The following is a 13,433-nucleotide window of genomic DNA, read 5'->3' as shown; positions in this document are numbered from 1 at the left end:
GCCTGATGTCCCTGGAGTCGCGGGGAGGGGCCCTCCGTTAGCAGCGGGGCACGGCCTGAACGGGTGAATCACCATCCGGCCGAACCGCGCTACTCAGCGTGGTCGGCGGCCCGCGAACGCCACCACCACCGCGACCAGCGCGACACCCAGGGCGGCGACCAGGGGCGCGGGCGGGCCGAGCGGTCTCCCGTCCTCGGCGCGCAGGACACCCATGAGGTCGAGCACCGGCAGCCCGCTGATCCCGGCGTACCAGATCGGGACGTAGACGGCCTGGAACACGCGGTGCGTGCGGCTGACCGAACCGAGGAAGAGGGCCAGCGACGGGATGAACAGCACCGCGGCCACCCACGCCGCCACGCCTGCCGAATCACCCGCGAGCACCATCCGGACCGCTGCCGCCGCACCGGTCCCCGCGGTGAGCACGACGCCCGCCGACCACTCCGCGACCGCCCGCAGCGGGACCGAGGGGTACGGCGCGAGGATGGCCTGGACGTCGAACTCGTGCCGCTGGGTGCCGAGGCGGGACCACAGCAGCACCGGCCAGAGCCACGCCACGGGCAGCAGCACCCTGCTCACCCCGGCGAGCGGGACGGCGACCGTGACGGCGGCGACCAGCGCGGCGCCGATCCACCACCACCTCGACACGCCCTGGAGCAGCACGCGGAGCTCACCGACCAGCAGCCGGGGGAACGCCGCGACCGCGCTCCCCCGCCGCACCACCGTCGTCAGCCCGCCGCGGACGTCGAACGCGCCGGACTCGACCAGGATCGGCACGTCGAGACCGGTGTCGGGCCGCTCCGGCTCGGACCCGGCGTCGCGCGACGGGTCGAAGCGCGCGAACCACACCACCGGCAGCAGCGCGAGCGCCACGACGACGCCCATCACGACGAGCCGCGAGACCAGGAAGCCGGGGTCGGGCGTGAACCCGGACCACTCGAACGGGATGAGCGGCGCGTCCAGCGCGGTGAGCCCGAGGCTGAACTCCGCGCCGGTGACGTCCAGGCCCTCGGCCGCCATGTCAGCGCCCAGCGACTCGACGACGTCGCTCACCCCGAGTCCGCCCAGGGGCGCGGACGGGCTCTGGCCGCCGATCGCGACGACCATCCAGCAGAAGAACCAGACGACGTTGCCCGTTCCGGTCTTCAGGACCGGGGTCAACTCCCAGAACAGGGCCGCGGACGCGGTGAGCACCACGGCCGGGAAGGCGATCACGGCGAACGGCAGCAGCAGCGCACCGAGGTCGACCGACGTCGACTCGCCGCGGGCGAACTGCATCACCAGCGCCGTCCCGGCCAGCACGACCAGCATCGACGTCAGCACCAGCACGTTGCTGAGCAGCTTGGCCGCGAGGTAGGCGGGGGTGCGCAGCGGCGTGGCCGCCAGCAGCAGCCCGACGGCGGTGCGCTCGTCGCGGGCGATCGTGTTGCGCACGACGTAGAAACCGCCCAGCAGCAACCAGAGCGTGCTCGCCAGCGCCGTGGCCGTGCCCACGTACGCGCTGGTGTACAGGCCGCGGTAGGGACCGAGCTGCACGATCGTCCACTGCGAGTCGGACGCGGGGACGGCCAGGTAGCCGAGCAGGACCGCCGCCAGCAGGGTCGCCGCGCAGGCGGGCCTGCGCACCCGGTCGCGGAAGTCGCCGAGCACCAGCGCGATCACCGCCGCACCACCCCGTGCGCCGCGGTGGAACCGTTGATGATGCTGAGGTACGCGTCCTCCAGGTCCGGTGCCACCGGTTCGGCGGCGGCCGACGGGCGCGACGGCGACAGCATCCGCAGCCGGACGCCCGCCGTGGTGCGGACCACGCGGCTGACCGTGTGCACGGCCCGCACGGCGGCGACCTCGGCCGCGGCCACCGTGGCCTCCCAGACCTGGCCGTCGACGTCGCGCAGCAGGTCCTCCGGCGCGCCGCGGCGCAGCAGCCTGCCTCGGGCGACCACGACGATGTCCGCGGCGACCGAGTCGACGTCGGAGACGATGTGGGTGGACAGCAGCACCACGCGCTCGGCGGACAGGTCGCTCAGCAGGTTGCGGAACCGCACCCGCTCCTCCGGGTCGAGACCGGCGGTCGGCTCGTCGACGATGATCACCTGCGGATCGCCGAGCAGTGCCTGGGCGATGCCGACCCGGCGCATCATGCCGCCGGAGTACTTGCCCAGCGGTCGTTTCAGCGCCTCGGTGAGGTTCACGAGCTGGAGCAGCTCGTCGATGCGGGCCCTGGCGGAGCGGGCCGAGAGCCCCTTGGCCGCGGCCAGGTAGGTGAGGAACTCCCGAGCGGTCAGGTTCGGGTAGACGCCGAAGTCCTGCGGCAGGTAGCCGAGCACCTCGCGCAGCGCGTTCGGGTGGGACACCACGTCGGTGCCCCGGAACAGGACCCGGCCGGAGGTGGGGCGGGTGACGGTGGAGGCGACGCGCATCAGCGAGGACTTGCCCGCGCCGTTGGGGCCGAGCAGGCCGATCATGCCGGGGTTGAGCGTCAGCGTGACGCCGTCCACCGCCCGCTTGCCGCCGCGGTAGACCTTGGTGACGTCGAGGAGTTCGAGCACGGCGCTACCCCGCCTTCGTCACGGTCGCGCGGCCGTCGCCCGCGTGCGCGACCACGGTCCTGGTGCTGGCCGGGTCGTGGGCCACGGGCTGCGCGCCCGCCGCGTCGACCTGGTAGGTCTCCGGTCCCGCGGGCAGCACGACGGCGGCGTGACCGCCCGCGGACCGGGCCTCGACCCGCTGGGGCGGGGAGGCGAACTGGAGCGACACGTCCCCGTCGACCGCGGTGACGGCGGTGACCGACGGCGAGGTCGCGGCGGTGACGGTGATGCTGCTGTCCGTGGCGTCCAACGACAGCGTGCCGCTGGGCTCGGCCAGGGCGATCGTGGCGTCGTCGGTCAGCGTCGCCGTGACGTCACCGGTGAGGCCCTCGGCCCGCACCCGGCTCCCGGAGCCGCGGAACTCGACGGCGACACCGGGTGGCACGCGCACGACGTGCTCGGCCTCGCAGGTCAGGGTGACGCCGCCGCAGTCGACCCCGACCCGCAGCACGCCGTTCTCCAGGGCCAGCGCGGCGGCGCCCGCGTCGGCGGCCTTGCCCGTGAGCGTGCGGTCGACCCGCACCGAGCCCGCCGCGCCCTGGTCGACGACGAGGCCCACCTCGCGGGAGTCGATGACCAGCCTGTCCGCGGTGAAGTCGAACGACCGGGAGTCGGTCGTGGCGGAACCCCCGCCCTGGCACCCGGCCAGTGCGGCCACCAGCAGGGCGGTCAGGGCTGTCGCGGTTGTCCTCTGTGGTGGCACTGTCGCTCCGGAGGTCGGGGATCTGTCGGCTTCCCCAGCTTCCGGCGGCCCCGCGGATCGGACATCTGCCGTTCGGCAGAGATCGGCGAACGGATCACCGCACGGGGAACACGGCGGCCACCCGCCACCCCGAGCCGTGCGGACCGGCGCTCACCGCGCCCCCGACCGCCTCGACGCGCTCGCGCAACCCGGCCAGCCCGCTGCCGCCGCCCGCACGGGTCGTGCCCCGCGCGCCGCCGTCGTCGACGACCGACACCTCGATCCCCCGCCCCGGCACGAGGTCCACCGCCACCCGCACCGAGGACGCGCCCGCCGCGTGCCTGCGGACGTTCGTCAGCGCCTCCAGCACCACCGCGTACGCCACCCCGTCCGCGACCGGGTCGAGCCTGCCCACGGCGGCGTCGGCCAGCTCGCAGCGGACGGCCGACCCGGTGAACCGGCCGACCAGCTCGGGCACGTCGCCCAGGCCGACGGCCCCCTCGGCCCTCGGGCCCTCGCGCATGGTCGCCACCGCGCGGTCCATGGAGTCGAGCGCCCGCAGCCCCGCCTCCTCGACCCGCGCGAACGCCGCCCGCGCCTCGGCCTCGTCGAAGTCGACGAACTGCGCCGCCTGCACCTCCACGACGATCCCGGTCACCTCGTGCGCGACGAAGTCGTGCAGCAGCTCGGCGATCTCCAGCCGCTGCCGCACCGTCGCCTCGGCCACCGCCTCCACCCGGCGGGAGTCCAGGCCCCGCAGGTACACCCCGATCCCGATCGTCACGGCCAGCGGGAACGGCACCAGCACGAACCCGAGCACCGACGTGTCCCACCTGATCGGCGACTCGTGCAGGGTGAACCGCAGCGGCAGCGCCAGAGCGGCGACGACCGGGAGCGCGGCGACGGCGACGACACGTCCGGCCGGGACCAGCCGGACGGCGCGCCCGAGCAGCACCAGCAGACCGGCGAACTCGAACGGCATCCACAGCAGGGCGAGGCTGGCCCGGCCGCCGTGGACCACGTCCACCACGAGCGACACCACCGAGGCCGCCACCACCGCGGTGGCGAGCCCGACCCGTCCGGCGGGCCAGCGCCACAGCGCCGCGAACAGGACGGCGGTCGCGGTCAGGGCGAGGACGAACGCCCCCGGCGGAGCGGCGGCCGAGGGGAGGAGCAGCAGGAGTGCACAGGGCACGAGCCAGACCAGCCGACGGCGGGTTTCGCGCATGGCGGGAAGCCTACGCACCGCCGAGCCCCGCCCCGTTCCAGTCCACTGAGGACGGTGCGGTCGCCCGCACGGCTCGTCCTGGACCCGCGACCGGGACCGCCGCACGCCGCGGGTGAGCCCGCCCGTCGGCGCGACGGGCGGGGTCTTCGTGCGGGTGCGCGACGGGAACCGGGTCACCGCTCCGCCCGGTGCCGCGGTCCAGGACGATCGCGCCAGGAACCTGGTCGGCTCCGGCACCCACGAGTTCCGGGCCCGCAGGGAGCGGGTGGGATCGACGGGTCCTGGCCGCCCGGTCGCGCGGGAGCCATCCCGTGGACCTGGCGCCGAACGGCCTCGTCGGCGCCAACGGCCCGAGGTCCACGACGGTGCCGTGCGGGCGAGCAACTCCGACCGCGGCACGATCGTCCGCCTCCCGCTGACCGACGGAGGCGCCGCGGGCCGCGCCGAGGTCAGGGCCACCGGGCTGGAGGGGGTCGACGACTTCGACTTCACCGGTCGCGGGAACGAGATCCTCGCCGCGCTCAACCAGGCGAACAGGCTCGTGCGGGTGGACCCCGACGGCTCGCACGAGACCCTGCTGGACGCCGACGGCGGCCTCCAGGGCACCACCGGTCGTTCGAGGACACCGGGTCCACATCACCAGCGGTGCCAACCTGGCCGGGGACGACCCGCCCCTGCTGCGCGCCGCACTGGTGCCGGCGCTCGGCGCGCGGTGATCGGGGTCAGCGCTGTGCGCGCAGGGTCTGGGCCAGCGTCCAGAACACCTCGAAGTTGGGGATGTCGAAGATCGGGTAGGTCCCCGGCTTGCGGCCCGCCGAGGCGAGCACCACCTGGCCCGCCCCGGTCGACAGCTCGCGGACCGAGTTCCACGGCACGAGGCCGCTCGGGGTGGTGACACCCGACGCGGAGAGGGCCAGCGGCCCGAAGTCGACGGTCCGGCCCGCGTTGATCGCTTCGACCGCCGGTGGCAGTCGCCGTTCGGAGACCTCCTTCTGGAGCACCGGTCCCAGCGCGACGACGTCGGTGCGCGACATCTTGCCCGGCTGCTCGACGCCCCGGAAGACGACCAGCTCACCGTCGGGCAGCACGAGCCGGTAGGCGTGGACGGTGATGACGTGCTTGCCGTCGACGTAGGTGTCGGTCACGCCGCGGTGGACGGCCTCGACCTCGGCCCAGGTGACCGCGCGGGCGGGAACCCCGTCCCGCGCGGGCAGCGCGAAACCCTCGCCGAACACGTAGACGCGGTCGCGTTCCCCGGTGTCCTCGTCGTCGTCCCGGTCCATGAGGTGGTGCACGCCCCAGCCCACGACCGTCAGCACCAGGCCCACGCCGGTGCCGAGGCCGATGCTCCCGGTCACCCACCACAGGAGCAGGGCGATGACCAGCGGAGCGGAGATCCCGGCGAGGACGAGCAGACCGTTGCGGAGATCGGCGCCCTTCTCCTTCGCGGCCTCCTCGGCGGTGCCCACCCGGTGCGGCACCCGGTGCACCGCCTTGGCCCGGCCCAGCCCCCTCTCGGAGGCCGCGACCGACACCTCGGGCGGGATCGGGTGGTTCCCCAAGAACTGCGTCGACATCCGTGCTCCCTGCCGCGGTGGGCGAAACCCCCATCGAACCACCCGGCTCGGGAGCCGGGTGGCGCTTCCGGGTGATCACGCCCTCGCGGAGTCCGATGGGCCGATTCACGGATCTGATGGGCGGGCGGCGGGGTCAGGGCCGCACGTTCTCCAGGTCCTCCAGCAGGCTCGGGTGCCTCGGCTCCCAGCCGAGCGCCTGCCGGGTGCGGGCGCTCGACGAGGGCTGGTCGGTCGCGAAGATCGGGCCGAGCGGGCCGTAGGTCTCCTCGGGCACCGACGCGACCGGCAGGCCCAGCCGCCGACCGATGACCGCCGCGATGGCGCGGACCTCGTCGCCCTCGTCGGCCACCGCGTGCCAGGACGTCCCGGCCGGTGCCGATTCCAGGGCGAGCCGGAACAGCACCGCCGCGTCGAGCGCGTGCACGGCGGGCCACCGCTGAGCGCCGTCGCCGGGGTAGCCGGACACCCCGGTCCGCCGTGCGGTGGTCGTCAGCAGCCCGGCGAACCCGCCCTCGCCGCGGTGGTGCACCGTGCGCGGCAACCGCACCGCCGTGCTCCGGACCCCGCGCGGGGCGAGGTCCAGGACCGCCGCGACGGCGCGCCCGCGACCGCCGACCGGCCCCTCGGTCGCGGGCGGGTCGGCCTCCGTGGAGACGCGGCCCGGCACCCACGGCGTGCCCGAGACGGTGACGAGGGGCCGGTCGCTGCCGACGAGCTCCCGCCCCAGGGTCTCCAGGGCCGCCGTTTCCTCGGCGACCGCCGCCGCCAGGGCGTCGGGGCCGCTGAAGTCGTTGGCGAACGCCAGGTGGACCACGCCGTCGGCCTTCGCGACGCCCGCGCGGAGGACGTCCAGGTCGGCGAGGGCGCCCCGGAGCGGCTCGGCTCCGTTCGCCTCGGCGGCGCGCGCGGACGCGTCGGAACGGGCGAGGGCGAGGACGGTGTGGCCGTGGTCGAGCAGTTCGGCGACGACGGCGGACCCGATCAGACCGGTGCCGCCGGTGATGAAGACGCGCATGGGAACCCTCCCAGTGACGGGACTTTTGTCCCATCACGGTAGCAAAGTGATGGGACAAAAGTCCCGTCGCTAGGATGTCCGCATGGGTCGATGGGAACCGGGTGCGCGCGAACGCCTGGTCGTGGCCGCCGTCGACCTGTTCACCGAGCAGGGCTACGACGCCACGACGGTCGCGCAGATCGCCGAGCGCGCCGGGGTCACCAAGAGCACCTTCTTCCGGCACTTCCCCGACAAGCGCGAACTGCTCGTGGCCGGGCAGGAGACGCTGGGCAGGCTGCTGGCCGAGGGGATCACCGAGGCGCCCGCCGACGCGCGCCCGCTGGAGGCCGTCGCCGCGGGCCTGGAACGCGCCGCGACCGCGATGGGCCCCGTGAGCCACCAGCTGGCACCCCGGCTCAAGGCGGCCATCGCCGCCAGCACCGAACTCCAGGAGCGCGACGCCCTCAAGAGCGTCAGCCTCGCGGCGGCCATGACGACCGCCCTGGTCGCCCGCGGCGTACCCGACCCGACCGCGGCGCTCGCGGGCGAACTGGGCGTCCTCGCCTTCAAGCGGGGGTACGCCCGGTGGTCCGAGGGCGACCGCGGCACCAAGGACGAACTGGCCGGGTACGCCCTGGCGGCGTTGGACGAGCTGCGCGCGGCGAGCGCGGCACTGGGCTGACCGCCGGTACGCGAACTGCGTGGCGCCGCGCGGTGGTCGTCCGCGACCGTCGAGCCATGTCGGCATCCGATGACGCCCCTCGGACGTACAACGTCTTCACGGGCAGCGCGCACGTCCTGGTCCAGGCCGGGGAGATCCACGGCGACGTGCACGTCCACCCGCGTCCCGAGTACGTCCGCGCCTCCCGGTCGCAGCTGAGGGCGACCGTGCCGGACTTCACCAACCGGGTCCGTGAACTCGCCGAGCTGCGCGCCCTGGTCGAGGGCGGCACCGGTGTCGTGTGCGTCTGGGGGCCGGGCGGGGTGGGGAAGTCCACGCTCGTGCTGCACCTCGGCCACGAGGTCCGGTCGCGGTTCGACCACGCCCACCTGTACGCGGACCTGCGGGGCGTGGAACCGCGACCGGTCGGTCCCGCCGAGGTGCTGGGCCGGTTCCTGCTCGTGCTCGGCGTGCCGGCGAGGGACGTCCCGTCCGACCCGGAGGCGCGCGCCGACCTGTTCCGCGCCCGGCTGTGGGACCGGCCCGCGCTCGTGGTGCTGGACAACGCGCACGACGAGCGGCAGGTGAGGCCCCTGCTGCCGGGCACGGCGACGTCGAGGGTGCTGGTCACCAGCAGGCGACCGCTGAGCGGGCTGGCGGGCGCGGAGTTCGTCGGCCTCGGGATGTTCGACCCGGCGTCCGCGCGGGAACTCCTGCGCAGGACGGGGAAGACGGCCGAGGTGGAGCCGCTGGCCGACCTCGCGCGGCTGTGCGGCTACCTGCCGCTCGCGCTGCGGATCGTCGGGGTGAAGCTCCGGCTGACGCGGCTCGACGCCGTGGTGAGCGAGCTCGCCGACGAGCGCGGCAGGCTCGGCGGGCTCAGGGCGGGTGATGTGGACGTGCGGGCGAGCCTGGCGTTGAGCTACAGCGGGCTGGCCGCACCCGTGGACCGGCACTTCCGCCTGCTGGGCCTCGCGCCGGGCCGCGACTTCGGCCCGGCCGCCGCGGGCGCGGCCCTCGGTGTCGACGAGGACGTGGCCGAGCGCTCGCTGCGGGAGCTGGTCGACCACCAGCTGCTGGAGGACAGCGGCTCGGGGCGGTACCGGTTCCACGACCTCGTCCGGCTGTTCGCGAGGGACATGGCCGAGTCGACGGACCCGGCGGCGGACCGGCGGGCGGTCCTGGTCCGCGGCGCGGACTGGTACCGGGAACGCGCGCAGGCCTGGCGTGAGTCGGCCCTGTACGAGGACTGCCCGTCGCCGGAGGGCCTGGAGTGGTTCGACGAGGAGGCCGCCAACGTCCTGGACGCGCTGGAGGCCGTGCACCGGGCGGAGGCGTGGCGGCAGTGCCACCAGCTCGCGCGGGCGGTCCGGGACTTCTTCCGCTACCGAGGACTCACCGAGGAGGTCGAGCACGTGCTGCGGCGCGCGGTCGACGCGGCCAGGCGGGACGGGGACCGGGACGCGGAGCTGGCCGCGATCGTCCACCTGGCCATGGTGCTGTGGGAGAACGGCCGGGCCGCCGAAACCCCGGACCGGTACGGGCGAGCGCTGGAACTGGCCGTCGACGACGAGCAGCGGAGCTGGGTGCTGACGCACTTCGGGCTGGCGCTGCTGCGGCTGGACCGGCCGGTGGACGCGATCGAGAAGATGCGGGAAGCCCTGCGCGCCACCACGTCACCGGTCGGCGAGTCGTGGGTGTCGACGCACCTGGGCACCGCTCACCGCGGCGCGGGCGACGTCGTCGAGGCCGTGCGGCTGTACCACCACGCCCTCGCCCTCAACGAGGCCGCGGGCGACGACCTGGGCACCGGCTGGGTCCTGGTCCACCTGGCGGACGCGCTCGCCGACCTGGGCCGCTGGGACGAGGCCGAGGCGGCTCTGGCGCGCTCCCTCGACCTCGGCCGCGCGCTCGACGACCTGAACCGGCAGGCGTGGGTGCTGGAGCACCTGGGCGACCTCCACGCCCGGCGGGAGGACTGGGACCGCGCCGTGGAGGTCGCGGGGCTCCTGGACGCGGTCGCGCGGGAGATGCACAACGAGAACTGGGCCCACGTCGCGGCCGAGCTGGCGGCTCGGAGACCTACCGGGGGGCAGGCGTGAGCGTCGGCGGCGGTGTCGACGCGCGGCGGTACTCCGTGGGCGACACGTCGAGGTCGCGCAGGAACGCCCGGCGCATCGCCTCGGCCGTCCCGTAGCCGCAGCGGTGCGCGATGCCGATCACGCCGTCGCGGGTGTCGGTGAGCATCCGCCGCGCGGCCTCCAGGCGCACGAGGTCGACGTAGCGGCCCGGTGTCACGCCGACCTGCTCGGTGAAAGCGCGGGAGAACTGACGGGTCGACAGGCCCGCCCGCCGGGCCAGCGCGGGCACCGAGAGGTCGGCCGTCAGGTTGGCGGCCGCCCAGTACTGGACGTCGCGGAGCGGGTCCGAGCGGGCGACCTGCGCGGAGAGCTGCGCGCTGACCTGGGCCTGGTTGCCCGGTCGGCGCAGGAAGACCACCAGCAACCGGGCGATCTCGTGCGCCACCGCGCGCCCGTGGTCCTCCTCGACCAGGGCGATGGCGAGGTCCACCCCGGCCGTGACCCCGGCCGACGTGGAGATCGGGCCGTCGCGGACGAAGATCGGGCTCGGGTCGACCGCCACCCGCGGGTAGCGGACCGCGAGGTCGGCGCACGAGCCCCAGTGGGTCGTCGCGCGGCGGCCGTCGAGCAGTCCGGCCTCGGCCAGCAGGTACGCCCCGGTGCACACCGACACCACGCGTTCCACACCGGGAGCGCGGTCGCGCAGCCACGCCGCGAGCCGGGCGGTGGCGGCCTCCACGCCGGGGCCACCGGGGACGAGCAGGACGTCGGGGGTCTCGGCGTCGGCCAGGTCGAGGTCGGGGACCAGCCGCAGGCCCCCCGCGGACCGCACGGCCGCGCCGCCGAGCGACGCGGTGCGCACGACGTACGGAGGCGCGTCCGGGCCACCGGCGTAGTGCGCCGCCGTCGAGAACACGTCCACGGGCCCGGCCACGTCGAGGGGCTGCACCCCGTCGAACAGGACGACGAGCACCGATCGGGTTGGCACCTCGGCGATGCTCGCACCTCCGGAGCGGTTCATCAATCCACCTGGCGCGCGGACCGGGGGGCGAGGCCGTCACCGGCGGGGGACGTGATGACCGCGTCCTCCACGCGGTCGCCGGTCAGCCGCCACGTCGGGCCCGCCGCGCACCCGGCCGGACCGGCGAGGAGGAACACCGGCGTCGTGAGCGCCGCGCGGACGCGACCGGGACGTGCGGCCGTGGTGGTCGTCCGCCGTCCTCCCGGAGGGAGCCGATCCGGTGGTCGTGGTGGCGCTCCGTCCCCCGCTCGCAGTGGTGCGTTCAGGCGGCGCCCTCGTCCGGGAGACTCCCGGTCAACGTCTTCACCGCGCTCCGGAAGACCTCCGCCGGGGCGGAGTCCACGCTCCCCGCGCGGTAGGGGGGTTCCGGCGCGTACTCGATGATGAGCTGGACCGTCTGCGCCACGTGGTCCCCCGCGATCAGGCCGGAGAGGGTCAGGGCCATGTCGATGCCCGCCGACACGCCCGCCGCGGTCGCGTAGTGGCCGTCGACGACGACCCGCTCGGTCGACGGCGTCACGCCGTAGTCGGCGAGCTGGTCGAGACCGGACCAGTGGGTCGTCGCGCGCCGGCCCGCGAGGAGCCCTGCGGCGGCGAGGACGAAGGAGCCCGTGCAGACCGAGGTCGTCCACGCCGCGGTCCGGTCGACCGCCCGCAGCCAGTCGTGCAGGCTCCCGTCGGCCAGCTGGTCGTGCGCGCCGGGGCCGCCGCCGACGAGCACCACGTCCGGCTCCGGCACGTCGGCGAAGCCCGCGTCGACGTGGACCGACAGGCTCCCCAGGTCGTTGACGACGAGGCCGGGGTGCTCCGCGACGAAGACGACCTCGGTGTCCGGGAGGCGACCGAGGACCTCGTGGGGCCCGAGGACGTCCAGCGCCGTGAAGCCGGGGTAGACGACGATCGCGACCTGCATGTGAGGGCTCCTTCGACCGGTGGGGTGCGGGGGACGCCGCGCGGATTCCCCGTCGCGGCAGGGGGAACGAGGTGGTCCGCCGTTCCGCCGCCCCGATGCTGGCACCCGGCGAACGGCGGCCACAACGACGCGCACCCCACCATTTCGGCCATCGGTCACAGCCAGGCGGTGGCCGTCCACGCGGTGACCGCCGCGACGAGCAGGAGCACGGCGTCGAGGGCGATCCGCCGGTCCCCGCCGGTCAGGTGGACCGGGATCGCGCCGAGCTGGAGGAGCGCCAACCCGCTGGCCGCGGCCGGGGCGCGACGCCGGTCAGCGGCGGCAGGACCAGCCCGAGCGCGCCGAGCGGTTCGAGCACCCCGACGGCTCGGGTGACGGGCAGCGGGACCCGGCCGGCCTCGCCGACCGCCGCTGGTTCCGGTTCCCGCCCGGCACCGGTCCGCTGCGGCAGGGGTACTGGAACGGCGGCGAGCCGCGCGAGGGCCCGGTGGTGCGCGTGGTCCAGGAGTGCCCGCACGCCGTGCTGTGGAACGACTCCGTCGGCACCGCCCCGCTCGGGCGCGCCCCGGCGGCGCACCTGGCCGTGGTGCCGCTGGTCGACGTGGCGCCGAGCCGGGTGGTCGTGGGGTGGAACGAGGGCGGCACCAACCCGTTGATCCGGTCGCTGGTGCGGGCCGCCACGGCCGTCTACCGCGGTCCCCGCCGCCCGCGCAGGCGATATTCGCTGTCCGGCGACCGGGGTGCGGTGGTAGACACCCCCGGTGCACGAGACCCTGGAGTTCCCCGACCTGCTGCGCCTGCTCGACGAGAGGTCGGCCGCGTTCAGCGCGGCGGTCACCTCCGCGCCCGACCTCGACGTCCGGGTGCCGACGTGTCCGGAGTGGACGCTGGCCGACCTCGTCCGGCACCTGGGCGAGGGGCGCTACGCGTGGGCGGCCACGGTCGCCGCGGGGCCCGCGACGGCCAAGTCCACACCGGAGGGTGTTCCGGCCGCTCCGGAGGAGCCCGAGGCCCTGCTGGCGTGGCTGGCCGGTGGAACGCGGCGACTGCGGGACGCGCTGCGGGAGGCCGGTCCGGACCGCGGGTGCTGGACGTGGTGGGGCGCCTCGCAGTCGCCCGCCACCAGCGGCGCCGTCGCCCGGCACCAGCTCCAGCAGGTCGCGGTGCACACCTACGACGCCCAGATCACCGCGGGCGCCCCGCAGCCGCTGCCCGTCGACGTGGCGCTCGACGGCGTCGAGGAGTTCCTGACCACCTGCTGCGCCACGACGTCCGCGTGGCCGCACGAGCCCGCCACGGTGGACTACCACGCCACCGAGGGCCGCTCCTGGCGCCTCCGGCTCTCCGCGGCGGGCGCACGGGTCGACCGCGTGCCCGCGACCGACACCGCCGCCGACGCGTCCGCGCGCGGCACGGCGGGCGACCTGGTCCTGGCGCTGTACGGCCGGATCCCGGTGGACGCCCTGGAACTCGACGGCGACCGGCGGCTGTTCGACCTGCTCGTGGCCTGGGAGCCGGAGTAGGTCGGAGTCCCGCTCCGCGGGCGACGTGGTCCGCCGGGACGCGCAGCGCGTCGCCGGTGGCCCGCAGCAGCGCGACCTCGTCGCCCGACCTGGCGCCCGCGCGGGCCGAGCAGGCGAGAACGGCCTTCGTCACCGGTGTGCCCGCCGCCGTGGTGGTGGCGGGCCTGC

General features: G+C 75.3%; 14 protein-coding genes. 3 read left to right on the top strand and 11 right to left on the bottom strand.

Annotation, left to right across the window (positions count from 1 at the left end; genetic code table 11):
• Positions 1 to 93: 93 nt before the first annotated feature.
• The 6 genes from AC156L_RS22215 to AC156L_RS22190 all read right to left on the bottom strand — a co-directional run bounded on the left by AC156L_RS22215 (position 94) and on the right by AC156L_RS22190 (position 7,087).
• Positions 94 to 1,659 (bottom strand): hypothetical protein, encoded by a 1,566-nt coding sequence (locus AC156L_RS22215; protein WP_330874893.1) that lies wholly within the window; start codon positions 1,657 to 1,659, stop codon positions 94 to 96.
• A complete protein-coding gene (locus AC156L_RS22210; RefSeq protein WP_330874892.1) occupies positions 1,656 to 2,546 on the bottom strand; it encodes an ABC transporter ATP-binding protein in 891 nt (296 codons plus the stop codon). Before AC156L_RS22210 ends, AC156L_RS22215 begins: the two co-directional genes overlap by 4 nt.
• Before the next feature lie 4 nt (positions 2,547 to 2,550).
• The gene (locus AC156L_RS22205) at positions 2,551 to 3,288 is read right to left on the bottom strand and encodes a hypothetical protein (RefSeq protein WP_330874891.1); all 738 of its coding nucleotides are present in this window, start codon (positions 3,286 to 3,288) and stop codon (positions 2,551 to 2,553) included.
• A gap of 94 nt (positions 3,289 to 3,382) precedes the next feature.
• Positions 3,383 to 4,495, bottom strand: coding sequence for a sensor histidine kinase (locus AC156L_RS22200; protein ID WP_330874890.1), 1,113 nt, complete (start codon positions 4,493 to 4,495; stop codon positions 3,383 to 3,385).
• 722 nt (positions 4,496 to 5,217) lie between these two features.
• Positions 5,218 to 6,072: a DUF6585 family protein gene (locus tag AC156L_RS22195; RefSeq protein ID WP_330874889.1), complete on the bottom strand. Its 855-nt coding sequence runs from the start codon at positions 6,070 to 6,072 to the stop codon at positions 5,218 to 5,220.
• 133 nt (positions 6,073 to 6,205) lie between these two features.
• On the bottom strand, positions 6,206 to 7,087 hold the full coding sequence (locus AC156L_RS22190) for an SDR family oxidoreductase (protein WP_330874888.1): 882 nt from the start codon (positions 7,085 to 7,087) through the stop codon (positions 6,206 to 6,208).
• 82 nt (positions 7,088 to 7,169) lie between these two features.
• Between AC156L_RS22190 and AC156L_RS22185 the strand changes: the two genes are divergently transcribed.
• Positions 7,170 to 7,748, top strand: coding sequence for a TetR/AcrR family transcriptional regulator (locus AC156L_RS22185; RefSeq protein ID WP_330874887.1), 579 nt, complete (start codon positions 7,170 to 7,172; stop codon positions 7,746 to 7,748).
• Between the two features lie 56 nt (positions 7,749 to 7,804).
• The gene (locus AC156L_RS22180; protein ID WP_330874886.1) at positions 7,805 to 9,829 is read left to right on the top strand and encodes an ATP-binding protein; all 2,025 of its coding nucleotides are present in this window, start codon (positions 7,805 to 7,807) and stop codon (positions 9,827 to 9,829) included.
• Here the strand turns inward: AC156L_RS22180 and AC156L_RS22175 are convergent.
• The 5 genes from AC156L_RS22175 to AC156L_RS22155 form a co-directional block, all read right to left on the bottom strand.
• A complete protein-coding gene (locus AC156L_RS22175) occupies positions 9,810 to 10,829 on the bottom strand; it encodes a GlxA family transcriptional regulator (RefSeq protein ID WP_330874885.1) in 1,020 nt (339 codons plus the stop codon). The genes AC156L_RS22180 and AC156L_RS22175 overlap by 20 nt on opposite strands.
• The gene (locus AC156L_RS22170) at positions 10,829 to 10,966 is read right to left on the bottom strand and encodes a hypothetical protein (RefSeq protein WP_330874884.1); all 138 of its coding nucleotides are present in this window, start codon (positions 10,964 to 10,966) and stop codon (positions 10,829 to 10,831) included. The genes AC156L_RS22175 and AC156L_RS22170 overlap by 1 nt, the downstream gene beginning before the upstream one ends.
• A 125-nt stretch (positions 10,967 to 11,091) precedes the next feature.
• Positions 11,092 to 11,742 carry a DJ-1/PfpI family protein gene (locus tag AC156L_RS22165; protein WP_330874883.1) on the bottom strand — a complete coding sequence of 217 codons (651 nt, stop codon included), beginning with the start codon at positions 11,740 to 11,742 and terminating at the stop codon, positions 11,092 to 11,094.
• A 155-nt stretch (positions 11,743 to 11,897) separates the two neighbouring features.
• The gene (locus AC156L_RS22160) at positions 11,898 to 12,023 is read right to left on the bottom strand and encodes a hypothetical protein (protein WP_330874882.1); all 126 of its coding nucleotides are present in this window, start codon (positions 12,021 to 12,023) and stop codon (positions 11,898 to 11,900) included.
• A gap of 31 nt (positions 12,024 to 12,054) precedes the next feature.
• Positions 12,055 to 12,423, bottom strand: coding sequence for a hypothetical protein (locus tag AC156L_RS22155; RefSeq protein ID WP_330874881.1), 369 nt, complete (start codon positions 12,421 to 12,423; stop codon positions 12,055 to 12,057).
• An 80-nt stretch (positions 12,424 to 12,503) separates the two neighbouring features.
• On the opposite strand from AC156L_RS22155, the gene AC156L_RS22150 reads away from it, so the two are divergent.
• Positions 12,504 to 13,265 (top strand): maleylpyruvate isomerase family mycothiol-dependent enzyme, encoded by a 762-nt coding sequence (locus AC156L_RS22150; RefSeq protein WP_330874880.1) that lies wholly within the window; start codon positions 12,504 to 12,506, stop codon positions 13,263 to 13,265.
• The last annotated feature ends 168 nt before the right edge of the window (positions 13,266 to 13,433 follow it).

The organism is Umezawaea sp. (assembly GCF_057122925.1).
The sequence above is the reverse complement of the archived record's forward strand: the minus strand, read 5'-3'. Positions and strand labels throughout refer to the sequence as shown.

Bases quoted from the DNA above. Each gene is read 5' to 3' on its own strand.
- AC156L_RS22200 (WP_330874890.1), bottom strand. From the start codon at position 4,495: ATGCGCGAAACCCGCCGTCGGCTGGTCTGGCTCGTGCCCTGTGCACTC.
- AC156L_RS22195 (WP_330874889.1), bottom strand. From the start codon at position 6,072: ATGTCGACGCAGTTCTTGGGGAACCACCCGATCCCGCCCGAGGTGTCG.
- AC156L_RS22190 (WP_330874888.1), bottom strand. From the start codon at position 7,087: ATGCGCGTCTTCATCACCGGCGGCACCGGTCTGATCGGGTCCGCCGTC.
- AC156L_RS22185 (WP_330874887.1), top strand. From the start codon at position 7,170: ATGGGTCGATGGGAACCGGGTGCGCGCGAACGCCTGGTCGTGGCCGCC.
- AC156L_RS22180 (WP_330874886.1), top strand. From the start codon at position 7,805: ATGTCGGCATCCGATGACGCCCCTCGGACGTACAACGTCTTCACGGGC.
- AC156L_RS22175 (WP_330874885.1), bottom strand. From the start codon at position 10,829: ATGAACCGCTCCGGAGGTGCGAGCATCGCCGAGGTGCCAACCCGATCG.
- AC156L_RS22165 (WP_330874883.1), bottom strand. From the start codon at position 11,742: ATGCAGGTCGCGATCGTCGTCTACCCCGGCTTCACGGCGCTGGACGTC.